The organism is Nonomuraea polychroma (genome assembly GCF_004011505.1).
Classification (GTDB): Bacteria; Actinomycetota; Actinomycetes; order Streptosporangiales; family Streptosporangiaceae; genus Nonomuraea; species Nonomuraea polychroma.
The window spans coordinates 3,657,808-3,681,350 of record NZ_SAUN01000001.1; the positions used below are offsets into that span (position 1 = coordinate 3,657,808).

Sequence of the window (23,543 nt, forward strand, 5' to 3'; positions counted from 1 at the left end):
CAGCCTGGCAGGAATCGGTACACGCGATAAGGTCCGAATCTGTAGGCTCATTGAGGACCAATTCAGGGGCCGGTCGAGGATCTGCTCCGGTCTGACGTGCCGCCGAACGCCGTTCCGCCGAAAGAGACCTGGGGGTAGAACAGAGCCAGGTACTCGCGGACCTCGTCGCCCACGACCGCCTCGGGGACCCGTCGCTGGGAGTGGAAGGCGATGTGCCAGCTCAGTGAGCGGTACGTGGCCGCATCGACGGTGGGCCCGGGTAGCGGCAGGTCGAAGTAGCCGAGGCGTGCGGTGTCGTCGGGGAATTGGCTGGCGTACTGGGATGCGACAGCGGCACCGAAATCGTGGCCGACGACGGCGGCGTCCCGGATCTTGAGCCGATCGGCGATCAACGTGTGCACGTACTGCGCCAGGGTGGCTTTGTCGTAGCCGGTCGGTGAGCCGGTGCAGTCGCCCAGTCCCGGGAGGTCGACAGCGTAGACGGTGTGGTGTTCGGCGAGTGCCTGCATGATCGGCCACCAGCCGTACCAGGTCTGGGGCCAGCCGTGGATCAGTACCACGGGTGTGCCGCTGCCGCCGGTCACGTAGTGCATGCGGACGCCGTCGACATCGGCGAACTCGTGTCGGAAGGTGTTGTCGAACTCCGGGTCGTCCTGGGTGGCGACGGCGTAGGGGGCGGCGTTGGTGGAGGTCGGTGTGGGAGTCGAGGTCGGTGTGGGAGTCGAGGCCGGCGTGGAACAGGCCGCTGTGCCGATCGTGAGCAGGACGGTGAGCATGACGGTCGCCACCGTGCGCGCGGATCGGAGGAAGCGGTGCGACGACGGGCGTGTTGCGGTGATCATGTGTTCCTGTCCACGAGAAGGTGGTGGGATCAGCGTCCGGTCGTGCCGTCGATCAGTTCACGGAGGATGTCCGCGTGGCCCGCATGGCGGCCGGTCTCCTCGATCATGTGGGTGAGGGCCCAGCGGATGCTGGGAGCGGGGCGGTCCGGCCGCGGTCGAGGGACCGGTGCCCTGAGATTGGTGCACTCGTGGAGAACGTCGTTGGCGCGCTCGACTGTCTCGCGGTAGCGGGCGACGACGTCGGCCACGCTGTCGGCTGGTGCGGCCTGGAACGTCGCCTGCCAGTCGGTGACGTCGTCCCCGAGGAACATCGCGCGTTCGACGAAAGTCAGGTGGTTGAGCAGGCCGAGCAGGTTCGTGCCTGATGGCACTGCGGCCGTTCGCACCTGCGGTTCGGGTGCACCCTCGACCTTCGCGGCGACCGAGGCCCGGAGGTAGTCGAGGAATCCGCGCAGGACTTCAGCCTCGCTGCTCCCGGTCCTGGGCGGCGGAGTGTCGCGGCGGCGGCGCACGGTGTCAGCCATGGTGGTCTTCTCCCTTCGGGGGCGGGGGGCGGCGCTGTTCGCCGTGTCAGGCGGTGCGGCGGATGAGCAGCACGTGGTCGGTCACCTCGGCGGTGCGCCCGCCCGGCCCGGTCGCGATCCTGCGGGGTGCGTCGGCCCGCTCGACCGTCCACATCGCCGCGTCCAGATCGATACCCGCCGCGACCTCGCACGGGCTCGGATACCGGACGTCCGGATCCTGGCTCCACGACCACGGCGCGGCCGAGCCGTGATCGACGATCAGCAGCCGCCCATCCGGGCGCAGTGCGTGCGCGGCGGTGCGCAGGACGGTTGCTCGGTCCAGGTCGAAGGGGGTGTGCAGGTAGTGGGCGCAGATCAGGTCGAACTCGCCGTACGGGAAAGACGTGCGTAGGTCGTGCCGCACGGCCGTGACGCGATCGCCCATGCCGTACGTGCGGGCAAGGGCGGCGAGCCGCTCGACCGCCACGGCCGAGATGTCGGCGGCGGTGACGTGCCACCCCTGACCGGCGAGCCACAGCGCGTCACCGCCGTCGCCGCAGCCGAGGTCCAACGCGTCGCCGGGCGGCAGGCCCGCAACCACCTCGGTGAGGCGGACATTCGGCTGCGGATCGGTGGCCGCCGGCCGCGCCGCGTACACGCCGTCCCAGAACATGACCGCATCAGCGGCGTTCATCAAAGAGTCCTTCCGTCGGTGTCCGCTCAGTCTCGTCAGGCGCGCACCGATCTGGCACGAAAACTTGCGGTTCTGGCAAGATGGCCTGATGGACCGTGAAATGGACGAGGTGCTCGACGCGGTGGGGCCGCGACTTCGTGCGCTGCGTCGTCACCGCGGCATCACCCTCGCCGACGTGGCGACGACGACCGGAGTCTCGGAGAGCACCCTGTCCCGGCTGGAGAGCGGGCAGCGCCGGGCAACCCTGGAATTGCTGCTGCCGCTGGCCCGAATCTACGACGTTCCGCTGGACGACCTTGTAGGGGCCCCGCGCACCGGCGACCCCCGGATCCACCTCACACCGATTCGGAGGTTCGGGATGACCTTCGTGCCGCTGTCCCGTCGGCCGGGCGGGGTGCAAGCGTTCAAAATGATCATCCCCGCCCAACCGGAACCGCCCGTACTGACCCCGCAGACCCACGACGGCTTCGAATGGCTGTACGTGCTCAACGGACGCCTGCGGCTCATCGTCGGCGACCGCGACCTGATGTTGCCGCCCGGTGAGGCAGCCGAGTTCAACACGTCCTTGCCACACTGGCTGGGCAGCGCCGACGGCGGCGTTGTCGAACTACTTATCCTGTTCGACCCGCAAGGGATGCGTACGCACATACACGCCGACCCACATCGGCCCTCTCACGGCGGGAGCCAGCGGTGAACTCAGCGACAGATTTCGGTATTCGCGCTCGGCAGTGAGCCCTGTAGCCGGCTGATCCGCGTCAGCTCAGGGCGCAGGCGGGCGCGCTCGTAGGCGATCCAGTCATCAGGTTGCGATGAAAAGCGACTTAGCGCGAAATTCGGCAGGCACACCACTGGGGAAACAGGGAACGTCACCATCAGGCCCGGAGGCAGGACAACTCGCGACAGTTGAATGGGCGACCTCACCAGTACCGAGGCCGATGATCAGCACGCAACCGGCGATCATGTCGAGCGCGCGCCAACCCGTCTCGGCCGCCATCGGCAGCGACGGCCCGGAGTACCGCCCGCCTGGCCCGCAGGGTGCGTTCCTGGCGCTCGACGATCTCCAGGTGCGTGGCGAGCAAGTCGTGCAGGGTCGTGCCGCCTTCGAGCAGGCGGCGGATCTCGTCCAGGTCGGTGTCCAGCTCGCGCAGGGTGCGGCCGAGTTCGAGCCGGGCGATGGCGTGGATGTCGTACATCCGGTGGCCAGCCTCGTTCAGGCCCGTGGGCTCGATGAGCCTGGAGTCAGCGTAGAACCGGACGGCGCTCACGCTCAGGCCGCTGCGACGCGCGGCGTCTCCGACGGGATACAGCGTGTGGTCGTTCATGGGGGCCACTGTGGTACCTCAAGCCGCTTGAGGCGCAAGTCGATTTCCACTGAGCGCTCCTCTGTGACTGAGCACTTGAGTTGGCCAGTTGTGCAGCCGAACTGGCCGGCGCCACGAGAGATCATGGGCAAGTGAAGTCAGCGGCGTGGACCTGCTGATCACCACCGTGCACCGCATCAACGCCCGCGCCGACACCAAGGTCACCGAGGAGTTCATCACCGAAAGTGGCCAGCCTGGGCACGTTCGTCACCGGCTACCTGGCCAGGCCGGTCGGAGGCGTGGTGTTCGGCCACTTCGGCGACCGGCTGGGCCGCAAGCGCATGCTGGTGCTGACCATGGTTGTGACCGGTGAGGTGCGGCCGGCGGTGGCACGCGCGGTCCTGGGAATGTCCCCGCTACTGGCGACGGTGTTCACCATAGAGATGTCGTCCACGTCCGCGGCGCTGGCGGTGATCGCACTGGCCGGCTGGGGTGCCGTCCGCGCACGCCAAGGCCGAGGCCCAGGGCGCACGGCCGGGGAACCGGTACCCCGTGAGGACGTTTGAGAGTTGACGCCCAGGACGGCGATGAAGCCGTCATGGCATATGCGCGACCGTTCGGCCCAAGGGCAGCGGGTCACCGTCCATGGCCGGGTATCGTCATGCGCGTATTGGCCGGACGGCATTAAGCAGGTTCATGCTCACCACGCTCGCAGTCGAGAACTACCGGTCGTTGCGTCATCTCATCCTCCCGTTGCACCGGCTCAACGTGGTGATCGGCGCCAACGGCAGCGGAAAGTCCAACCTCTACCGCGCGCTGCGGTTGCTGGCCGACTCCGCGCGGAACGGCGCGGTGGCCGCGCTGGCCAGGGAAGGCGGTCTGCCGTCCACGCTGTGGGCCGGGCCGGAGCACCTGGGCCGGGCCGTACGGGAAGGACGTCACCCGGTCCAGGGGACGCGGCGGAAGGGGCCGGTCAGCCTGCGGCTCGGCTTCTCCGGCGACGAGTACGGCTACGCCATGGACCTCGGCCTGCCCACACCCTCAAGTTCGGCCTTCGCGCTCGATCCCGAGATCAAGCGCGAGGCGGTCTGGGGCGGCCCGGTGCTGCGCTCCTCGACGCTGCTGGCGGACCGCAGCAACGCGGTCGCCCGCGTACGGGACGCCGAGGGCGCCTGGCAGCCGATGCCGTATGCGCTGGGACCGTTCGACAGCATGCTCAGCGAGCTGGCCGACCCCTACCGCGCGCCGGACCTGCTCACCCTGCGCGAGCTGATCCGCTCGTGGCGCTTCTACGACCATGTGCGTACCGACGCCCACGCGCCCGCGCGGACGGTGCAGGTCGGCACGCGCACGCCCGTCCTGGGGCATGACGGCGCAGACCTCGCGGCGGCGTTGCAGACCATTCGGGAGATCGGGGATCGCGACGCCCTGGACAAGGCGATCGACCACGCGTTCCCGGGCAGCCGGATCGAGGTCCGCGCGCAGAACGGGTGGTTCGAGCTCGCCTTTCACCAGCATGGGCTGCTCCGGCCACTGACCGGCGCGGAGCTGTCCGACGGCACCCTGCGCTACCTGCTGTGGACCGCGGCGCTGCTGACCCCGCGTCCTCCGGCGCTGTTGGTGCTCAACGAGCCGGAGACCAGTCTCCACCCGGATCTGCTCGCTCCGCTCGCCGACCTGGTCGTCACCGCGTCGGCGCACGCCCAGGTGCTGGTCGTCACGCACGCCGCCGCGTTGATGGCGGCGCTTCGCGACGCGGGCGCGAACGCCATCGAACTGACCAAGGAGTTCGGCCAGACGCGCATCGTGGGGCAGGAACCCTTGGACGAGCCCGCCTGGCACTGGCCCAAGCGATGACCCTCACAAGCCGGACCAGCCGGTCCGCGGGTGGCCGGCGTCGTTCATTTTCCTGCCTTCCCGCACCGGTGAATAAACCGAATACGCCTTTACGTCATACTGTCAAGACGCTGCCAAGACATTATTCTCGAAGTCTCCACACCATTGCCACAAATTCTCCATAAACACATCAGGTGGCCGCTGAACTGCGCGAACACATGAATTCATCGGCGCCCTGCAACATGGCTTCGTAAGCGATTTGAACATCGTTCCATGGAAATGTCCAATCTTGCCATGTGCTTTTACCGGCATTTATTCTCCAGGTGATCAAATCACTTTTTCTCCTTACCTGGAGGCACCACGTGCGCCGATTAGCACTCCTCCCCTTCCTCGCCCCGGAGGTCTCCGCCACGGCGCTCGCCGACCCCCGCCGGCCGACGTTCAGGAGATCGGCCCCGGCCAGTACTCCTCCGACACCGAGACCTTCAAGCTCTCCGAGCTGGACGTGTCCGCAGGGATGATCAGCCGCGAGCACGGCGTGGCTCTGACCGGAGGCGATCTGGCCCGGCCGTAGTCGGCCCCGGCCACCCGGCCCGAGTTGGGCGTCTTCGGGGCGGGCTGGCAGGCCGAGTTCGTCGGCGGGGAGATCAACCGGAAACTGGAGAACCAGAACGGCGACATCGTCGTCACGGAGCTCGAGGAAGGGACGTCGACCCGCTACGTCCTGAAGAGGATGTCCGACCCACCAGTAGTCAAGCTCCCACCCGACGGCGCCGGCTACCTGCTCAAGAGACGCACTTTCGCCGACGGGCGCGAAGAAGCGCTGGTGTCCTGGACAGAGATCACCCCCTGGCCGCGGGGAGGGCTGGTTCCCCCTGAGGACTGGCTCCCGTTGGAGCGCGTCCACTTCCTGCCCATCGTCGACTACGGGGCTGTTGAGCAGATCACCGAGGACGTCCCCCCGTGCTGCCAGCTGGCCAGGCCGACGAAGCGCCCCGTGACGCACGGGGTTGGGCCAGGGCTGGCACCGCTCAGCCCTGTCGACCCGCCGTCTACTGCCGGATCGGCAGGCCGGTGGCGGGGTCGAACGGCTCCCACCGTTGCACGACGGTCTGCCGCACCCCCTGGTCGAGCTGGCCGCCACACGGTGTTGCCCCTCGCAGTAGCGCCATTCGGCGTTGGGTTCAGTGTTCGGCTCGATTCCCCCGGTAGGCCAGCGGCTTGGGCCTGGCGGACCAGACGCATGGCTGCCTCTGCGGCCTGGCGCCAGTCCACCTGGTGGTACCAGCAGCGTGCAGGCGGTGCCTGGCGGGGCACGAGCCAGGGAGTCAGGCGGCGGATCCGCCGTCTGACCCAGACCTTCGGGCCGATCATGCAGTCCGGTTCGCGGATCTCGTTGGGCACGGGCAGGCGGACGACCTTCACCACTTCGTACACCGGCTCATACACCGGCTGAATCGACTCGCTTGGCTCCGGCATGCGTTGCCTGGAGTGGGCGGGCCGGGACAACGGCGAAGTCATCGAGCCGCCGCGTCCGCCGCATGGGATCGGTGCTGGTTCTGCCGTCGTGGTCGCGGAGCATGTGCAGGACGCTCGCCACCGAGGGGCGCCATCCGCGACCTGCGCGACCCGAATGCCGCCGAGGACGACGACGACATCTGACCAGCGTGGCGGAACGGCCTCTCTGTAGTCTCGGGGAAATTTTGGTCGGATTTGCCTGGCCTGCATCGATGCGGGCCAGGTGGCGCGGTGGCCGAGGCGGCGCCGGCACGGGCAGGACCAGCCCGGCACCGCACGTTTTCATGGGCAGCGTCGAATCTGTCCCTCGCCCGTTCGTCTTCAGGATATGAGCCCTCATGAAGGAGTAGCCATGTCCTCGGCAACCCTGCCGCCAGCACGTGACCTCCCACAGCGACGAGCCGACACCCTTGACCGTCTGAGCAGCGGATTCCAAATGTGGCTGGCCACCGGGAGCGACGGTCACGGGGCACACCTGATCCCGGTCGCCTACGTCTGGAACGGCTCGACCGTGACTACCGCGACCTTCCGCCGCAGTCGCACGGTCTCAAACCTGCGAGCGAGGCCAACGGCGCGGTTGGCGATCGGGGACACCGCCGACGTCGTCCTGATCGATGCCTACACGATTCTGCTCGACGTGCCCAACATCGACGTCGCCTCAGCCGAGGCGTACGCAAAGGTATCGACAGACCCACGCAATGCCCCGGACATGTTCCTGTACATCCGCCTCGTCCCCAAGCGGATACTCGCATGGAATTCTCTGGCAGAGTTCAGCGGCCGTACCCTCATGCTCAAGGGCTCCTGGCTTGATACCCCCGTTGATTGAGGCTTAGTGGTCGCCCCCGTAGGCCCACCGGCATCAGAACGGCCAGTCACGATAAGACAAGCCCGCCGGGCTCCTTAACGTGACTGACCGTAGCGGTGATTACATAGAGCTACTTTTGGACTGGTTGCATGGACCCGAGTGAGGGGCCCGGTAGTCCGGCTAGGTTGGCGAGACGCATCAGGCTTCCTTCGCGGGTTCGTCGTGGGTACAGCCGGTCAGTCCGGCCGCGGTCTGGGTGAGGTGCTGGGCCAGTGCCTCGGCCGCGGTGTCGGCGTCGCGGGCCAGCGCCGCCTCCTCCAGCCGGCGGTGCTCGCCAACGTGGTCCCGGTCGGGGGCGCGGTGCGCCGAAAAGCGGCGAGCCAGCTCACTCGCGGTCCACAGCCGGTCGAAGGTCTCCAGCAGGACGGGATTGCCGCAACCCTCCAGCAGGGTGCGGTGGAAGACCCGGTGGGCTTCGGCCCATGCGCTGCTGTAGTACTCGCTCTCCTGCGGCACGTAGGCCGGGGTACGGGCCAGACGGTGGTGGGCGGCTCGTACGCGGGCCTCCCAGTCGACGTCGCCGCGCTCGATGGACATGCGTAGCACGACCGGTTCGATGGTCCGGCGGGCCTCCGCGATCTCCTGCCAGCGGCGGTCGGAGAAGGCCGGGACGGCGAAGCCACGGTTGGGCAGCCGGTCGGCGAGGCCCTCGCCGACCACCCGCACCAGCGCCTCGCGCACCACGGCCAGGCTCACGCCCTGTTCCTTGGCAAGGTCCTGCGGTTTGAGGGCGTCACCAGGGGCGTAGTCCCCGCGCATGATCGCGTCCCGCAGGTGTGCGTAGACCTGCTCGGAGAGCATCTGCTTTCCCGACGAGGTCGAGGTGTGGGCCGTCTGGGTCATATCTCCACCATAGACGATCCCATAAATAATCGATTATTTCTGCTATAGTCGATTTGGTGGTCGATGAGTGAAAGGCGACGGCGGTGCCTCTACGCGACTCTGCGGGCTCTGCGTCGGCCGCATCACCGCCACCCCGCAGCACGGCCTGAAAGGAACGACACGATGAACGCCAACGACCCCTTCGCCCGCCTCCCCGAGGCGGCCTCCTTCACCGTTGCCAGCACCACCATCACCGACGGCGCTGCCTGGTCGCCCGAGCAGTTCTCCTCCGGCGTCCCCGGCGGCAAGGACATCTCCCCGCAGCTGTCCTGGAGCGGCGCCCCGGAAGGGACCAAGAGCTACGCCGTCACCATCTACGACCCCGACGCCCCCACCGGGTCCGGGTTCTGGCACTGGGCCGTGGCCGACATCCCCACCACCGTCACGGAACTGCCCGAGGGCGCCGGCGACGACACCGGCTCGGGCCTGCCCGAAGGCGCCTTCCAGCTGCCCAACGACGCCCGCGCAGCCCGCTTCATCGGCGCCGCGCCGCCGGCCGGACACGGCCCCCACCGCTACTTCATCGTGGTGCACGCCCTCGACGTCGAGCACATCGGCGTCCCGGCCGACACCACCCCGGCCTTCCTCGGCTTCACCATGGCCGGCCACATCCTCGGCCGCGCGGTCCTGACCGCCACCGCCGAAACCCCCGCCTGACCAACAGCATGTCCGGACTCATCGACACCACGGAAATGTATCTCCGCACCATCCTGGAGCTCGAGGAGGAAGACGTGGTCCCCCTACGCGCCCGCATCGCCGAGCGCCTGAACCAAAGCGGCCCCACCGTCAGCCAGACCGTCGCCCGCATGGAGCGCGACGGTCTGCTGCACGTCGCCGACGACCGGCACCTGGAGCTGACGGAGCAGGGCCGGCAGATCGCCACGCGCGTGATGCGCAAGCACCGGCTCGCGGAGTGCCTGCTCGTCGACGTGATCGGGCTGGAGTGGGAGCAGGTCCACGCCGAAGCATGCCGCTGGGAGCACGTGATGAGCGAGGCCGTCGAACGCCGCGTCCTGAAGCTGCTGCGGCACCCGACGCAGTCGCCCTACGGCAACCCGATCCCGGGCCTGGAGGAGCTCGGCGAGAAGAGCATCGTGGATCCGTTCCTCGACGAGAACATGGTCAGTCTCAGCGACCTGGAGCCCGGGCCGAACGGCGCGAGCGCGGTCGTACGGCGCATCGGGGAGCCGATCCAGACCGACCCCCAGCTGATGTACACCCTGCGGCATGCCGGGGTGCAGCCCGGCGCGATCGTGAGCGTGACGTCGTCGCCCGGCGGCGTGATGGTCGGCAGCGACGGGGAGGCCGCCGAACTCCCCACGCAGACCGCCGCACACGTCTTCGTGACCAAGCGCTGAGCCCGGCCGGGCGCCGGCCTGTTGCCGTGGCCCGCGCAGGCACGAGGATGGGCCCTCGACCGCGATCGCGGCCGAGGGCCCATCCTCGTTGCGGCAACCCGCGATGTCACCGCGACCAGCGGCGCGATCCCCCGGATTCAGCCGAAGGTGTGCACAAGTGCGCCACTCATCGAGCGCGGGACCCCTGTGAAGTTGATCTGTGAGAGGACCACTTCGCAGTAGGGTCCCGCGGCTTTCACAGTAGTCACAGCAGCCGAACTGACTTCTGGCGCAGGAACTCCCACGGATGCCGGTGTAGAGCAGAACAGGATGCCGCACAACACCTGTTTCGTGCGCGCGCTGAGCGCAGTTGCCGGCCACGGCCGCGATGAGACGCTGATCAGAACCAGCGCCGCCACCACTTGTTCGGCTTGCCTGCCGCCACGGTCGCGGCATACTGGTCGGCGGTCCCGAACTCCTCGAGCGGCGATGCGCCGCTGGCGTCGAGGTGGGAGCGAACCTCCGCCACGATGTCCTTCACCTGTGCGCCCGGCATCCGGTAACGCCCGATCAGCAGCGAATGCAGCCGGCTCAGCCGCTCGTCGCCGTCGGCAGGCACCCTCCGTGCCTTGGGCGTGCCTTTGCGGGTGAAGGCCCATCCCAGGATCACGGCTCCCAGGACAACGATCAGCGGTGTCGGGACGACGGTCAGCCGCACGACGGGCGGCAACAGGAACGCCGCCGCCGCGCCTGCTCCCATGGCCAGCGCGAGGCACCACGACCTCGCGATGACAGGCCACCGGTGTTCTTCGGCCCTCATCACGTGTACGGCGTGCAAAGCGACGATCACGCCGGCGGCCAGTACGAGCGTTCCGATCGCCCCCGCCACTGTCACCGGCAACATGAGCCCGGTGCCGGCCCAGGCGGACACACCTGCGACGAGCACCAGCAATCCGAACTGAGCGACGACCTCGGATCGGCGCTCGGCGCCGGACATGCCGAACTGGTCGAGGTCGGCCGGACTTCCAGAGGCACTCGTTCCCGCAGGGCCGCCCTTGCGTACTCGTCCGGCTGGCCGAACGCCGCCTCGGGACGTTCGCCGCTCATCGCACAATGCTCACGTACCTCGGCCGCGACCGCGTCGATCAACTCCTTCGACGCACCTCCTCCCGCGAGTGCACCCGAACCCGGTCGAGCCAGAGATCTTCACCAGTGATCATTTTTTCGTTCCTTCCACACGCGTGAGCAGTGCACTCATCGAGGACGCGAACAACGCCCACCCGGCGGCCTCGTCGCGCAACCGGGAGTGACCTGCCTCGGTGAGCCGGTACACCTTCCGCCCGGGGCCGCCCTGACCCGCGGTCCACTGCGCCTCGATGAGGCCTTCGTTCTCCATGCGGCCGAGGACGGGGTACAGCACGCTGCCCCGCACTGTGCCCAGTCCCGCTTCTGCGATGCGCTGGATCAGCCCGTAGCCGTGCAGATCATCTTCGGCCAGCACGGCACTGACAGCGAGCTCCAACGTGCCCCGAAGCCAGCCATGCGAAGGGTCGATGCCTGTCATGGTCTCGCTCTCTCCGTAGTTCGGAAGTGAGACTGGTCTAGATTCGTAGAAGTCGGCAACCGGCATGCTGGCGCCACCTCGCCCGAGAGGGTCAGCCGGGGCGCTCACGGGTCCGCCAGGCGCTCAACGTCCTCACGACGGGGCGACAGCGTTGTCCCCTGTGCGAGCTACCCGCAGATGTCCACTGTGTGGTGACGATTCCGAGCCGCCGGCCTCATAGCGTTCAGGACACCCGCGGCTTTCACATGCACCTCCGGCCCAGCGCGCCCCAAGATCACACAGCGTCGCGAACCGTTACCCGGAAAGCCTCAGTGTCGACCGAGTGCTGGGAGAGGAGAGGAGTTAGGGAAATGTCATCGGGGAGTACCAATAAGTCAGGATTGCTGGGATGGCGGCTGCAAGCAGCGCGCCAGATGGCGTTCTTGGGGCGAGAGGAAGAGCTCGCGGTTTTCCATGCGGCGTTGTACGGCGGCGGCTGCAGCGTTCTGTACGTACACGGTCCCGGCGGCATCGGGAAGTCGGCCTTGTTGCGGTGGTTCGCACATGAGGCCGCGGTGGCGGGGCGGCCGGTGTCGGCGGTGGACGGGCGCACGGTGGAGCCGTCGCCGGCGGCGTTCGAGGCCGAGGCCGAGCTGGTGCTTGGTGATGCGGACGCGGTGCTGCTGGTCGACGACTTCGATCGCGTTCAGGGCTTGGAGGGATGGCTGCGCGAGCGGTTCTTGCCGCGGGTGCCGATGGGGGTGCTGGTGGTGATCGCAGGGCGATATCCGCCGGATATGCGGTGGCAGGCGGATCCGGGATGGGCAGGGGCGCTGGAGGTGCTGCCGCTGCGTGACCTGCGGGCCGGAGATGCGCAGGCCCTGCTGGACTCCTGCGGGGTGGCGGCCGAGCTGCGCGAGCCGCTGCTGGCGTTTGCCGGCGGTCATCCGCTGGCGCTGCTGCTGGGGGCGGCCGTGGCGGTGAAGGACGGCGGGGCCAGCAGGCGGTGGAAGCCGAATCAGGACGTGGTGGCCACGTTGCTGGATCAGCTGGTGGGCGAGCTGCCTTCGGCGGCGCATCGGCATGCTCTGGAGATCTGCGCACATGCCCACATGACCACGGAGGACCTGCTGCGGGCGGCCTTACCGCAGGATGCCGGGAGGTTGTTCGGCTGGCTGCGGAGGTTGCCGTTCGTGGAGTCGAGCAGTCTCGGGCTGTTTCCCCATGACATGGTGCGGGAGCTGTTGGAGGCGGACCTGCGATGGCGGGATCCCGAGGGGTATGCGGTGATGCACGACCGCATGCATGCGCATCTGGCGGAGAGGGTGCGCACGGCAAGCGATGCGGACGTGCTGGGCGCGGTGGCGGCACTGCTGTACCTGCATCGCGGCAACGGTGCGTCGGCCGATTTCCACCGCTGCCGCGACGAGGGCGAATTCCAGGAAGAGGTGTTGCGTCAAGAGGACGTCGGCACGTTGCTCCGGGTGGCGGCGACAGCGGAGGGTGCGGCGTCGGCGGGCTGCGCCGCCTTCTGGGCCGAACGTCAGCCGGAGGCGTTCCGGCTGTATCGACGGACCGAAACCGGCGAGCCTGTGGCCTTCTCCGCGTGGTTGCGCCTGGCGGAACTCGATGAGCAGGAACTGGCCGCCGATCCCATCGTGGCCCAAGCGTGGGTGCATGCGCGTGCTACCACGCCGTTGCGCGCCGGTGAACATCTGGCGGTCTGCCGGCTGTGGGTGCTGCCGCCGTATCGCGGGAATTCGCCGGTGATGGATTTGATCCAATGGCGGGTGATCGGCAATTGTTTGCGGGCCGAGCGGATGGCCTGGTCATATATCGCGATACAGCGTCCGAACAAAGCCTGGGTGGAGCATTTACGGCGGTACGGGATGCGTAACATCTCCGATCAGCCGCGGCTGGGAGATGACGTATACACCCTGTTCGTTCATGACTGGCGGGCGGTGCCGGTGCAGGCGTGGCTGGAGCGGATGAACCACCTGCTCGTCGATGGTTGTGCCGACGGCCCGAGTGCCGCGACGGCGGAACTGGCGGTGCTGTCCCAGGCGGAGTTCGCCGAGGCGGTCCGCAAGGCGTTGCGCCAGCTGTCACGGCTGGACGCGCTGGCCGCTTCCCCGCTGACGCGCACCAGGCTGATCGCCGAGCGGGCCGGGCAGGACCCGGCCGCAGCACTGGGTGACCTGCTCCGCCAAGCGATCGACGACCTGCGCGAGGATCCGCGCTCGGTCAAGTTTCACCGGGCGCTGTCCGTCACGTTTCTGCGCGGCGCATCCACCCAGGAGTTGGCCGCGGAACACCTCGGCCTGCCTTTCACCACCTACCGCCGCCACCTGACGGCCGGCATCGAACGCCTCTGCGCCGATCTGTGGCACCGGGAACTGTATGGCACCAACGCACCGGCGTATCGATCCACCTGAGCCGCCACATCGTGTTGGTTCGGCGCTGCAGGGTGCCCGCGCCATCGGGCCGCTGTGCCCGGAAGGCCGCAGGCTGTTCGCCGGGATGACCGTCGAGGAGAACCCGCTCCTGGGACGCGGCACTCGTCTACGATCTCTTCCCCATCTTGGGGCAGCGGCGGACTCAGCGGGCGGGGCTGTTCTCCGGCGGCGAGCAGCAGATGGTGGCGATCGGCAGAGCCATGATGGCCAGACCGAGGCTGCTCATGTTCGACGAGCCCACCATGGGCCTGTCCCCTATCATGAGCTGGCAGATCCTCGACACCATCGCCGTACTCCGGGGCCGGGGACCACGATCCTCATGGTCGAGCAGAACGCTCTCGCCGCCCTCACTCTGGCCGACCACATCTACGTGATCGACCTCGGCCGCACGACCCTCTCAAGCCCCGCCAGACAACTGCTCGCCGACCCCCGCGTACGCGAGGCGTACCTGGGCCAGTGTCATTCGGGCAGGACGCGCGCGCGAGTCGGCCGCGAGCCGAATCGGGTCTCCGCGTGCTTCCCCTGCCTTTCTCCTCCCTGCGCGCCGCCGCGCCGGTGCTGACCAACCCGGCCAACGTCCACCGCGCGGTGCCGCTGACGTACGAGCAGTTCCGCTACGCCTTCGCCAACGCGGTCAGCGAGGAGGAGGCCAAGGAGCTGTACGAGCGCTTCTCCGTGCCGGCCCCGGCGCGCCGCTGTTCCAGGCGGCGGTGGCCAACTTCAATCCGTGGAGCGAGACCAAGGTCGACAGCACCGCGGAGAACCGGGGCCCGCTGCTGCGCATCTCCGGCGAAAAGGACCACACCGTCCCGTGGGCCATCGTCCACGCCTCGTACAAGAAGCAGAGCGCAACGAGCACGCGGTCACCGAGATCATCGAGATGCCCGGCTGGGGACACTCCCTGACCATCGACGGCGGCTGGCGGGAGGTCTGCGACACCGCCCTGGCCTTCGTCAAGCGCTCCGTCTGACGCTTCAGGAAGGGACCTCATCCCCTGATCCGCCGGTCTGCGACGGTCGAGCAGGTGAATCATGAGTTGGCCGGCGTTTCGAGGTCCCGCGCCTGGACCAGCCAGCCGGTGAACACGTCAGCGTCGACGTCGTCGGAGGTTCGCAGCTTGATCGAGGCCATGTCCCGGGCGCCGGGCTGGAGGCGGTCGGAGGGGTCAGTGATCTGCCTGCCGCGCCAGAATCCGAAGGTCAGGTGGGCGGGGTAGGCCTTGACGAAGCAGACCGGGGACTTGCCGGGTTTGTCGCCGAGGCTCCACACCGGGTGGCCGTGCCAGAGGGCGCCGGCGCCCGGCAGCACCTGCTCGATCAAGGGCAGCAGCCGGTCGGCCACCTGACGCTGGGGTTCGGGCAGGGAGGCGATGTAGTCCTCGACGGTGGTGAACATGGGCATTGCGGGATCCTTCGCGCTCGGTTCGGGGCGGGGTCGGGTTCGTCAAGGTCGGCGGGTCGGTGTGGGCTCAGACGGTGCGGCGGCGGTAGCGGGCCGCGACCCACGAGACCCAGATCATCGCGGTGATGGCGCCGACGGCCAGGGTCAGGGAGCCGGCCGTGCCGCCGCTCATCGCCCAGGCGTCGCCAAGGAGGAGCGCCGCGCCGGCGAGGTGGGAGGCGAGGGCGTGGCCGGGGTGCCCGGCACGGTAGAAGTGGTGGCCGAGCACGTGGCAGGCGGCGATCAGCGCGATGAAGGTGATCGAGCCCGCGGCCATGTGGCCGAGGCCGTGCCAGCTGAGCGTCCCGGACCCGGCCGGGGTACCGGCGGGGAAGCCGTCGCCCGGGTCCATGACGAACACGCCGGCGGCGATCATGCCGATGCCGGTGACGCGGAGCAGGAGGGGCGCCCACGTGCCGCCGGGGGCACCGCGCAGGGCCCGGCGCAGTCCGGCCGCACCGGCGATGCTCAGGGCTCCGGCCAGGACGAAGTTGGCGATCTGCAGCCAGCCCAGCGAGCCGGTGCTCAGCAGGCTCAGCGGGTGGCGGGTCAGGTCGAAGCCCTCGCGGGTGGCGGCCTGGGTCAGGGACACCACCGACCACAGAGGCCCGGCGACGGCCGCACACGTGAGCAGGGTACGGGTGGTGGGCGAGACGGTGGCGGGGGCGTGGATGGCGATCATGTCAGTTGCCTTTCTCGGCTTGTGCTCTTCGCTTGTCGCCCACACGTCGATCGGCCAATGTGACAGGGAACGCCAGCATTCCCTGTCACATACTGGCGATCGACGTCTAGGCGGACGTAAGCCGCGAGATCAAGGGAGACCACCTGATGCGCTACCTGATGACGACCAGGGCCACCGACACCGCCCCCGCCCCGGACGAGAAGCTGTACGCGGAGATGGGCGCGTTCATCGAGGAGATGACCGCCAAGGGCATCCTGCTGGCCACCGGCGGGCTGGAGCCGGGCGGCATCCGCATGACCTCCTCCGGAGACGAGATCACCGTGACGGACGGCCCGTTCACCGAGGCCAAGGAGGCCATCGTCGGGTTCGCGCTGGTGGAGGTGCGCTCCAAGGAAGAGGTGATCGAGCTGGCCCGCCGCTTCCGGAAGATCGTCGGCGACGGGGTGAGCGAGATCCGCCAGGTGTTCGGCCCCTGAGTTCCTGACCCTGCCGACGCCCCGCCCGGGCCCCCGCCGGCTTGCCGCGCGGGCCGGGGCGGTGCTGTCATCGTTGCCGTGACCGACCCCTATCGCACGATCGACGCGGTCTGGAAACTGGAGTCCGCCAAGATCATCGCCGGGCTGACCCGGCTGGTGCGCGACGTCGGCCTGGCCGAGGAACTGGCCCAGGACGCCCTGGTCGCCGCGATGGAACGATGGCCCGCCCAAGGCGTCCCCGCCAACCCCGGCGCCTGGTTGATGACCATCGCCAAGCGCCGCGCCGTCGACCACATCAGGCGCGCCCAGCGGCAAGAACGCGCCAACGAGCACCTCGCCCATGAACTGCGCCGGCTCCCCGAGGACGCCGACGAGCAGCAGACCGAACGCGACGACACGCTGCGGCTGATGTTCCTGTCCTGCCACCCGGTGCTGCCGGCCCCGGCCCGAGCCGCGCTCACGCTCAAGCTGCTGGGCGGGCTCAGCGCGGCGGAGATCGCCCGGGCGTACCTGGTCGCCGAACCGGCGATCGTACGGCGCATCGCCCAGGCCAAACAGACGCTGGCCGAGCATCACGTACGATTCGAGCTCCCGGACGAGACGCACATGGCCGAGCGCCTGTCATCGGTGCTGGAGGTCATCTATTTGATCTTCAACGAGGGGTACGCGGCAGCCTCCGGAGACGACCTGATGCGCCCCGGGCTGTGCCTGGAGGCGCTGCGGCTGGGCACCATGCTGGCCGACCTGACGCCCGACCAGGCCGAGGTGCACGGCCTCGTCGCGCTGATGGAGATCCAAACCTCCCGCGCGGCCGCGCGTACCGGCCCGTCGGGCGAGCCGGTTCCGCTGCACGAGCAGAACCGGGGACGCTGGGACCAACTGCGCATCCGCCGCGGATTCGCCGCGATGCTGCGCGCCCGCCAGGCCGGCGGCGCACCCGGCCCGTACGTCCTCCAGGCCGCGATCGCGGTCTGCCACGCCCAGGCCCGCACCGCCGCCGACACCGACTGGCCCCGCATCGCCTCCCTCTATCAGGCCCTCGTACGGCTGACGCCCACCCCGGTCGTGCGACTCAACCAAGCCGTGGCCGTCGGCATGGCACAGGGGCCGCAGGCCGGGCTCGACCTGGTCGACGCCCTGACCACCGACCCGGCGTTGCAGCACTACCACCTGCTCCCCAGCGTCCGCGGCGACCTGCTGCTGCGGCTGGGACGCCACCACGAGGCACGGCTGGAGTTCCAGCGCGCCGCGTCCCTCACCGGCAACACCGCCGAACGGGCCTTCCTCCTGCGCCGCGCCGAACTGATCACCGCCGACGAGCCCGCCGGCGCCACCTTGGGTCAGACCGTCCGCGACTTCTTGAGCCGCCCCGACCTCGATCCCCAGACACTGCGCTCGTACGCCCAGACGCTGCGGCGCCTGTGCCTGGGCCTGGGCGAGCAGACCCCGCTCACCTCCGTGACCGCCGACCAGGTGACCCGCGTGGCCACCACCGCCTGGGGCCGTACGGCGGTCAAGACGTGGAACCGGCACCTTTCCACCATCCGCTCGTTCGCCACCTGGGCGGGCCTGGACGGCCTGGCCGCGGGCCTGCAGCGTCGCCCCGAGCCCCGCGCCACGACAAAACTGGACGGCCCGGCGCCCCTGGACGCCCTCTGGGGCCGTTCCGACCTGTCGCTGCGGGAACGCACCCTCTGGAGCCTGCTGCACGAGTCGGCGGCGCCGGTGTCGACCGTGCTGTCGCTGAACGTCGAGGACCTCGACCTGGACGACCGCCGTGCCCGCGCCGGCCGCACGTGGGTCACCTGGCGCTCGCGAACCGCCCGGCTGCTGCCCGACCTGATCGCCGGCCGGACCAGCGGGCCGCTGTTCCTCTCCGACCGGCGGCCTGCACCGGCCCGCACCCCGGCACCCGCCGACCTGTGCCCGCACACCGGCCGCCGCCGCCTGTCCTACGAACGAGCCGAATACCTCTTCAAACAGGCCACCAGGCACCTGGACCCGGCAGGCAACGGCTACACCCTCCGCCGCCTCAAACCCCGGGACACGCCCGGCAGAAACCCTTGAGCGACCCCTCCAAGCTGATCATCGAGTTGGAAGCGTTGACCATCCGCGTCGTGCTCGCCGACGACCAGCCGCTCATCCGCGCCGGTCTGCGCATGGTCATCGACGGCACTCCCGACGTCATCGTCGCCGGCGAAGCCGGGACGGGAGCCCAAGCCGTCCAGCTCACCCGGCAGCTACGTCCCGACCTCGTCGTGATGGACATCCGCATGCCCGGCATGGACCGCATCGAGGCCACCCAGACCATCACCGCCGAAGCCCCGGACACCCGCGTGATCATGCTCACCACGTTCGACGACGACGGCAACGTCTACGCCGCGCTGCGGGCCGGGGCGAGCGGGTTCCTGGTCAAGGACATGGCGCTGGAGGACATCTTGTCCGCCGTCCGCGTGGTCGCAGCCGGCGACGCCCTGATCGCGCCCAGCGTCACCCGCCGCCTCATCGCCGAGTTCGCCGGCCGCCCCGAACCGCGCCCGCGGTCGCGCGAGTTGGCGGGCGTCACCGCGCGAGAACGCGAGGTGCTGACCCTGGTCGGGCGGGGCCTGTCCAACGCCGAGATCGCCGCCCACCTGCACATCAGCCCAGGCACCGCCAAAGCCCACGTCGCCAGCCTGCTCACCAAACTCGGCGCCCGCGACCGGGCCGCAGCGGACTGTCCGTACCCCGGCTCGTCCTCGGCACCATGAATTTCGGGCAGGACACCTCCGAACCGGACAGCCACGCGATCATGGACCGTGCGCATGAGCACGGCATCAACTTCTTCGACACCGCCAACGTGTACGGCACACCGCAGGGCGAAGGCGTCACCGAACAGATCATCGGCCGGTGGTTCGCCGCGGGCGGCGGCCGGCGCGACAGGACCGTGCTGGCCACCAAGCTCTACCTGCCGATGCGGGCCTGGCCCAACGACAGCCGCCTGTCCGCGCGGCACATCCGGCGCGCGTGCGACGCCTCGCTCCAGCGGCTGGGCACCGACCACATCGACCTGTACCAGATGCACCACATCGACCGGTCCACGCCGTGGGAGGAGATCTGGGAGGCCTTCAGCGTCCTGCGCCGGCAGGGAAAGGTGCTCTACTTCGGCTCGTCCAACTTCGCCGGCTGGCATCTCGCGCAGGCGCAGGAGGCCGCGCGGTCGCGGCACATGCTCGGGCTGGTCAGCGAGCAGTCCATCTACAACCTGATGAACCGCTGGGCCGAGCTGGAGGTGCTGCCCGCGGCGCGGCACTACGGGCTGGGCGTGATCCCGTGGTCGCCGCTGCACGGCGGAGTGCTCGGCGGCGTCCTGCGCAAACAGAAGGACGGCGGCGCCTCCCGAGGCGACTCCGGGCGATCGGCCCACACCCTGGCCAAGCACCGGGAAACCATCGAGGCGTACGAGAAGATGAGCGCCGACATCGGCGAGGACCCGGCCCATGTCGGGCTGGCCTGGCTACTCGCGCAGGACGGCGTGACCGGGCCGATCATCGGGCCGCGCACGGTCGAGCAGTTCGACGGCTCACTGCGCGCGCTGGCGATCACCCTTGACAAGGGCACGCTGGCCAGGCTGGATGAGCTGTTCCCGCCGCCTGGGCCGAACGGCGCCAAGCCCGCGCCGGAAGCGTACGCCTGGTGAACATCTCCATTCGCACGGAAAGGCACAACATTGTCCGCGCATAACGTGGTCTTCGGTTTCGGCACACATCCCGGCATCGACGACATACCCGAGCTGCTGCGCATGGCCCAGCAGGCCGACCGGGACGGGCTCGACATCTGCACCCTGTCGGACCATCCCTACATCGGCGGGCGCCTGGACGCCTACGCCGCGCTCGGCTTCATCCTCGGGCGTACGCAGCACATCGCCGGCTTCGCCAACGTCACCAACCTGCCCACCCGGCCCCCCGCCATGCTGGCCAGGACGGTGACCTCGCTGTCGGCGCTGTCGGACGGCCGGATCGTACTCGGCATGGGCGCGGGCGGGCTGTGGGATCGCATCACCGACATGGGCGTGCCGCGGCTGTCACCGGGCGACGCCGTGGACGCCTTCGAAGAGGCGATCGTCCTGGTCAAGCTGCTGTCGGGCGGCGGCCCTCCGGTCACCTACCAGGGCCGCCACTACCAGGTGCACCAGATCGAGCCCGCTCCCGTCGCCGCGCCTCCCGTGTGGACGGGATCGGTCGGCCCGAAATCCCTGGCCGCCACCGGCCGCGTGGCCGACGGCTGGATCCCCGGCCATGCGGCCGACTGGCTCAGCGAACGTTACCGGGCCTCGCGGCCCATCATCGACGAAGCGGCGGCGGCCGCGGGCCGCGAGCCGAGCCAGATCCGCACGGTCTTCAACCTTTCCGGACGCATCACCGACCGGCCACTGCCCGCCACCCGCGACCGCGACGGCCGCTGGCTCGGCGGATCCGTCGGCCAGTGGGTCGAGGAACTGACCGGAGCCGTGCTGGAGCACGGCGCATCCGGCTTCACGCTCTTCTCCGCCGGCCACGGCGCCCCTGACCTCACCCTCCTGACCCGCTGGGCCCAGGAAGTCGTCCCGTCCGTCCGCGAAGCAATCGCGAAGGAAAACGGCTGAACCGTACTCCGGCTCACGCCGAATCTCAACGTACGTGACACCGCGCGCGGATGGCATCCCACCGGCCGAGCTGCCCGCTCAAAGCTCTTCTTGGACCGCCATCACCCCTCCTCGAGGGCGGCGGGAGGCAGGGAAGCCTCGGCGCCCCGGCCATCGAGCTCCATCCGGTCAACGAACCCACATCCCACTGATGAACCGGCCGGACCACGGTCGAACGGCCAGTGGCGACATCCACGTGACTTGAGCTCACTATCGCCACTGGCGTTCGTTCTGTCGTTGCTCGGGCGTCGATCTCCAGCTCGGCGCCGGGGTGAGGTTCAGACGGGCGTTCACATCGAGGTGGAAGGTGTTCAGCTGGCCGATCCGGTCCCTCGGTGCAGTGATGCTCCACCGAGGGCAGCAGTGCGATGTTTCCCTCGCGCATGCCCGGCGGGCGGCGCAGCCAGGCCACGGACTCGCCCAGGTCCTCCAGGCGCACCTCGCGCCAGTCCAGCCCCTGCAGGTCGAGGAAGGTGAAGTAGTCCTTCAGATCGTGAGCGTAGGCCTTGATCGTGTTGGGGGACCGTTCGATGTCGGTCAGGTACGCCAGATAGGCCTCGATCGGCTGGATCGGGCCGTCGTCGCCCAGCACGGTCCATGACTCCAGCCCTGTGACGGGCGACAAGACGCGCTGCACCTGCATGCTTCCTCCGGTGATCTGCGTGGTGGACGGCGGCAGATAACCACATCCAGCAGGCGGATCACCGGGAAGGAGTCGTTCGTCATGGACGTCGTGGACAGCGGCTCAGGCGCTACAGGTAACGACCGCTTATGAAACACGCGGTCGGAGGTCATCAGGGCCTCGATCGCGCGCTTGTGTTCGCGGCGGTCAGCCGCTCGGCTGGGTGCGGCGGGAGCGGGTCAGAGCCAGCCCACCGAGGACCGCACCGACGAGCCCGAGCACCAGGGCTAAGGCCCCCTGAATACTCCGTTGCCGGTGCCGGGAGCACCGTCGGTCGCCGCCTCCCTGAGGTACCCGGCAACGCAGCGGATGACGTCCCCCTGGCACGGGCCGAACTATGATCATCGGATGCGTTCCCCCGTTCCGGGAAAACTCGCAATCTGCCTCCTCGCCGGATTCGCCGCCGTGGCATGCAGCACGATGCCGACGCCCGCCCCGACGCCGCCCCCGGTCACAACACCACCCCCGGTCACGACCCCGACGCGGGCGGATGCTGCCACCTCGGCTCCGCCGCCGAGCGTCACGCCCTACACCGCCGTCGCCACTCCGGCGGCGAGCGTCAGCGCGGCTGCCCGCAAGGTCCGGGCCGCGCATGACTACAACGGCGACGGCTACCCCGATCTGGTCGTCGGAGCCCCTCAGGCCACGGCGGACGGCAAAGCGCTGATCCTGCGGGCCGAGGTGCTGTACGGCTCCGCCGACGGCCTCACCACCACCAAACGCGAGATCGTTTCCACCGGCGTCGTGGCACCCCGCACAGAGGACGACATCCTGAGTCTCGCCTCCGGCGACTTCGACCGAGATGGATACGCCGACCTGGCGATTGTTGTACCGGTGACGAATGACCCCGCCGCCCCGCAGGAACTTCGCACCAACCACCAGCTGACCATCGTCTTCGGCACCGCCGATGGGCTCTCCGGCACACCGGTCACCGTGACGCAGCCGCTGGCGGCCGGGTGGCTCACCCTCCTGACGGCCGCCGGAGACTTCAACAAGGACGGATACCAGGATCTGGTCGTGACGGACGACGCCGGGGTCTGGGTGACCTATGGCGGCCGCAGCATCAGGAAGGGACGGGCAAGCTGGAAGACCGTCCTGTCAGAGGCCACCTACGTCGGCTCGTTCGCGACCGGCGACGTCACCGGCGACGGCTTCGCCGACCTCGCTGTGGCCTATTCGGTGGACGATCCAGCCGATGAAGGAACGGGCGTGGTGTACCGTGGCTCGCCGACCGGCCTGGCGGGCCGGGTGCCCGGCCGTTTCCCCGGCTGGGGCGTGGGCGCCGTGGCGATCGGCGACATCGACGGCGACGGCTTCGGCGACGTGATCGCGGGCAGCTCCTACGCGGACGCCGAGGACTCGGGAGGCCAGATCTACATCAGCAGAGGCTCGGCCGGCGGGCTGGCCGAGCGGCGGTTGCTGGGGCCAGGGTCTCCGGGCATGCCCAAGACCACGGATGTCGCTGGCGGGTTCGGCTCGTCCGTCGCCGTCGGCGATGTCGACGCCGACGGGTACGGCGACGTCGCTGTCGGCGGCGATGGAGATACTGGGGCTGTCTACGTCCTGCGTGGCCGACGCGGCGGCCTGTCGGCCCGGGATGCCCAGGTGCTCGTCCCCGAGACCGTCGGCATCTCCGACCCCAACACGGCGGGATTCGGCCAGGCCGTGTCCCTGATCGACCTCGACGGCGACGCCGCCGCCGAACTCCTCGCCGCCGCTGACGGGGCCGTGTCCGTGTACTCACCAACTGGACGCAACGCCCCCGTCCACATCACCCCCGCGCAACGAGACGACGACTTCGGCTACCCGTTGAACTAACGCCC

26 protein-coding genes and 1 pseudogene are annotated in these 23,543 nt (G+C 69.1%); 16 read left to right on the forward strand and 11 right to left on the reverse strand.

Annotation, left to right across the window (positions count from 1 at the left end; translation table 11 throughout):
• Positions 1-62: 62 nt before the first annotated feature.
• From EDD27_RS16450 to EDD27_RS16460, 3 genes are read right to left on the reverse strand one after another with little or no spacing between them, the layout of a single operon-like run.
• Positions 63-842, reverse strand: coding sequence for an alpha/beta fold hydrolase (locus EDD27_RS16450; protein ID WP_241564073.1), 780 nt, complete (start codon positions 840-842; stop codon positions 63-65).
• A 29-nt stretch (positions 843-871) separates the two neighbouring features.
• Entirely contained in the window at positions 872-1,366 is a 495-nt protein-coding gene (locus tag EDD27_RS16455; RefSeq protein ID WP_127933220.1) for a DinB family protein, read from the reverse strand.
• A 46-nt stretch (positions 1,367-1,412) separates the two neighbouring features.
• On the reverse strand, positions 1,413-2,039 hold the full coding sequence (locus EDD27_RS16460) for an SAM-dependent methyltransferase (protein WP_127933221.1): 627 nt from the start codon (positions 2,037-2,039) through the stop codon (positions 1,413-1,415).
• 88 nt (positions 2,040-2,127) lie between these two features.
• Between EDD27_RS16460 and EDD27_RS16465 the strand changes: the two genes are divergently transcribed.
• Entirely contained in the window at positions 2,128-2,733 is a 606-nt protein-coding gene (locus EDD27_RS16465) for a helix-turn-helix domain-containing protein (RefSeq protein ID WP_127933222.1), read from the forward strand.
• A 265-nt stretch (positions 2,734-2,998) separates the two neighbouring features.
• On the opposite strand, the pseudogene EDD27_RS16470 reads toward EDD27_RS16465, so the two are convergent.
• Positions 2,999-3,361, reverse strand: a pseudogene (locus EDD27_RS16470) (MerR family transcriptional regulator); the annotation flags it as partial.
• 224 nt (positions 3,362-3,585) lie between these two features.
• On the opposite strand from EDD27_RS16470, the gene EDD27_RS55510 reads away from it, so the two are divergent.
• A complete protein-coding gene (locus EDD27_RS55510; RefSeq protein ID WP_206641443.1) occupies positions 3,586-3,906 on the forward strand; it encodes a hypothetical protein in 321 nt (106 codons plus the stop codon).
• Between the two features lie 130 nt (positions 3,907-4,036).
• Positions 4,037-5,197: an AAA family ATPase gene (locus EDD27_RS16480; RefSeq protein WP_127933223.1), complete on the forward strand. Its 1,161-nt coding sequence runs from the start codon at positions 4,037-4,039 to the stop codon at positions 5,195-5,197.
• A gap of 420 nt (positions 5,198-5,617) precedes the next feature.
• Here the strand turns inward: EDD27_RS16480 and EDD27_RS16485 are convergent, their stop codons facing one another.
• Entirely contained in the window at positions 5,618-5,866 is a 249-nt protein-coding gene (locus EDD27_RS16485; protein WP_127933224.1) for a hypothetical protein, read from the reverse strand.
• A gap of 1,180 nt (positions 5,867-7,046) precedes the next feature.
• Between EDD27_RS16485 and EDD27_RS16490 the strand changes: the two genes are divergently transcribed.
• The gene (locus EDD27_RS16490) at positions 7,047-7,520 is read left to right on the forward strand and encodes a hypothetical protein (RefSeq protein ID WP_206641444.1); all 474 of its coding nucleotides are present in this window, start codon (positions 7,047-7,049) and stop codon (positions 7,518-7,520) included.
• A 177-nt stretch (positions 7,521-7,697) separates the two neighbouring features.
• On the opposite strand, the gene EDD27_RS16495 is transcribed toward EDD27_RS16490, so the two are convergent.
• Positions 7,698-8,402, reverse strand: coding sequence for a GntR family transcriptional regulator (locus EDD27_RS16495; protein ID WP_127933225.1), 705 nt, complete (start codon positions 8,400-8,402; stop codon positions 7,698-7,700).
• A 162-nt stretch (positions 8,403-8,564) separates the two neighbouring features.
• Between EDD27_RS16495 and EDD27_RS16500 the strand changes: the two genes are divergently transcribed.
• Both EDD27_RS16500 and EDD27_RS16505 read left to right on the forward strand, forming a co-directional pair.
• Positions 8,565-9,098 carry a YbhB/YbcL family Raf kinase inhibitor-like protein gene (locus EDD27_RS16500; protein ID WP_127933226.1) on the forward strand — a complete coding sequence of 178 codons (534 nt, stop codon included), beginning with the start codon at positions 8,565-8,567 and terminating at the stop codon, positions 9,096-9,098.
• An 8-nt stretch (positions 9,099-9,106) separates the two neighbouring features.
• Positions 9,107-9,799: an iron-dependent transcriptional repressor DtxR gene (locus EDD27_RS16505; RefSeq protein WP_127933227.1), complete on the forward strand. Its 693-nt coding sequence runs from the start codon at positions 9,107-9,109 to the stop codon at positions 9,797-9,799.
• 379 nt (positions 9,800-10,178) lie between these two features.
• Here EDD27_RS16505 and EDD27_RS16510 read toward each other — a convergent pair whose 3' ends face one another.
• Positions 10,179-10,775, reverse strand: a complete 597-nt coding sequence (locus EDD27_RS16510) for an HAAS signaling domain-containing protein (protein WP_127933228.1) — start codon at positions 10,773-10,775, stop codon at positions 10,179-10,181.
• Between the two features lie 219 nt (positions 10,776-10,994).
• A complete protein-coding gene (locus EDD27_RS16515; protein ID WP_206641445.1) occupies positions 10,995-11,408 on the reverse strand; it encodes a PadR family transcriptional regulator in 414 nt (137 codons plus the stop codon).
• 347 nt (positions 11,409-11,755) lie between these two features.
• On the opposite strand from EDD27_RS16515, the gene EDD27_RS54230 reads away from it, so the two are divergent.
• The 4 genes from EDD27_RS54230 (at position 11,756) to EDD27_RS55515 (ending at position 14,747) form a co-directional block, all read left to right on the forward strand.
• On the forward strand, positions 11,756-13,756 hold the full coding sequence (locus EDD27_RS54230; protein ID WP_164903641.1) for an ATP-binding protein: 2,001 nt from the start codon (positions 11,756-11,758) through the stop codon (positions 13,754-13,756).
• Positions 13,757-13,956: 200 nt separating this feature from the next.
• Positions 13,957-14,151 carry a hypothetical protein gene (locus tag EDD27_RS59180; RefSeq protein WP_479680942.1) on the forward strand — a complete coding sequence of 65 codons (195 nt, stop codon included), beginning with the start codon at positions 13,957-13,959 and terminating at the stop codon, positions 14,149-14,151.
• Positions 14,097-14,339 carry a hypothetical protein gene (locus EDD27_RS59185; RefSeq protein WP_241564074.1) on the forward strand — a complete coding sequence of 81 codons (243 nt, stop codon included), beginning with the start codon at positions 14,097-14,099 and terminating at the stop codon, positions 14,337-14,339. Before EDD27_RS59180 ends, EDD27_RS59185 begins: the two co-directional genes overlap by 55 nt.
• A gap of 249 nt (positions 14,340-14,588) precedes the next feature.
• Positions 14,589-14,747, forward strand: a complete 159-nt coding sequence (locus EDD27_RS55515) for a hypothetical protein (protein WP_206641446.1) — start codon at positions 14,589-14,591, stop codon at positions 14,745-14,747.
• 59 nt (positions 14,748-14,806) lie between these two features.
• Here the strand turns inward: EDD27_RS55515 and EDD27_RS16535 are convergent, their stop codons facing one another.
• Together EDD27_RS16535 and EDD27_RS16540 are read right to left on the reverse strand one after the other, a co-directional pair.
• On the reverse strand, positions 14,807-15,178 hold the full coding sequence (locus EDD27_RS16535) for a DUF1801 domain-containing protein (RefSeq protein WP_127933229.1): 372 nt from the start codon (positions 15,176-15,178) through the stop codon (positions 14,807-14,809).
• A 67-nt stretch (positions 15,179-15,245) separates the two neighbouring features.
• Complete coding sequence (locus EDD27_RS16540; protein WP_127933230.1) at positions 15,246-15,899, reverse strand: DUF998 domain-containing protein; 654 nt, start codon at positions 15,897-15,899, stop codon at positions 15,246-15,248.
• Positions 15,900-16,045: 146 nt separating this feature from the next.
• On the opposite strand from EDD27_RS16540, the gene EDD27_RS16545 reads away from it, so the two are divergent.
• The 5 genes from EDD27_RS16545 to EDD27_RS16565 all read left to right on the forward strand — a co-directional run bounded on the left by EDD27_RS16545 (position 16,046) and on the right by EDD27_RS16565 (position 20,999).
• Positions 16,046-16,375, forward strand: a complete 330-nt coding sequence (locus tag EDD27_RS16545) for a YciI family protein (RefSeq protein ID WP_127933231.1) — start codon at positions 16,046-16,048, stop codon at positions 16,373-16,375.
• Positions 16,376-16,453: 78 nt separating this feature from the next.
• A complete protein-coding gene (locus tag EDD27_RS58290; protein ID WP_127933232.1) occupies positions 16,454-18,442 on the forward strand; it encodes a sigma-70 family RNA polymerase sigma factor in 1,989 nt (662 codons plus the stop codon).
• Positions 18,439-19,125, forward strand: coding sequence for a response regulator (locus EDD27_RS16555; RefSeq protein ID WP_277750718.1), 687 nt, complete (start codon positions 18,439-18,441; stop codon positions 19,123-19,125). The genes EDD27_RS58290 and EDD27_RS16555 overlap by 4 nt, the downstream gene beginning before the upstream one ends.
• Positions 19,122-20,054 carry an aldo/keto reductase gene (locus EDD27_RS16560; protein WP_127933233.1) on the forward strand — a complete coding sequence of 311 codons (933 nt, stop codon included), beginning with the start codon at positions 19,122-19,124 and terminating at the stop codon, positions 20,052-20,054. Before EDD27_RS16555 ends, EDD27_RS16560 begins: the two co-directional genes overlap by 4 nt.
• A gap of 30 nt (positions 20,055-20,084) precedes the next feature.
• Complete coding sequence (locus EDD27_RS16565; protein ID WP_127933234.1) at positions 20,085-20,999, forward strand: LLM class flavin-dependent oxidoreductase; 915 nt, start codon at positions 20,085-20,087, stop codon at positions 20,997-20,999.
• Between the two features lie 25 nt (positions 21,000-21,024).
• Here the strand turns inward: EDD27_RS16565 and EDD27_RS16570 are convergent, their stop codons facing one another.
• Entirely contained in the window at positions 21,025-21,681 is a 657-nt protein-coding gene (locus EDD27_RS16570) for a site-specific integrase (protein WP_127933235.1), read from the reverse strand.
• A 387-nt stretch (positions 21,682-22,068) separates the two neighbouring features.
• On the opposite strand from EDD27_RS16570, the gene EDD27_RS16575 reads away from it, so the two are divergent.
• Positions 22,069-23,538, forward strand: coding sequence for a VCBS repeat-containing protein (locus tag EDD27_RS16575; RefSeq protein WP_127933236.1), 1,470 nt, complete (start codon positions 22,069-22,071; stop codon positions 23,536-23,538).
• Positions 23,539-23,543 lie beyond the last annotated feature (5 nt).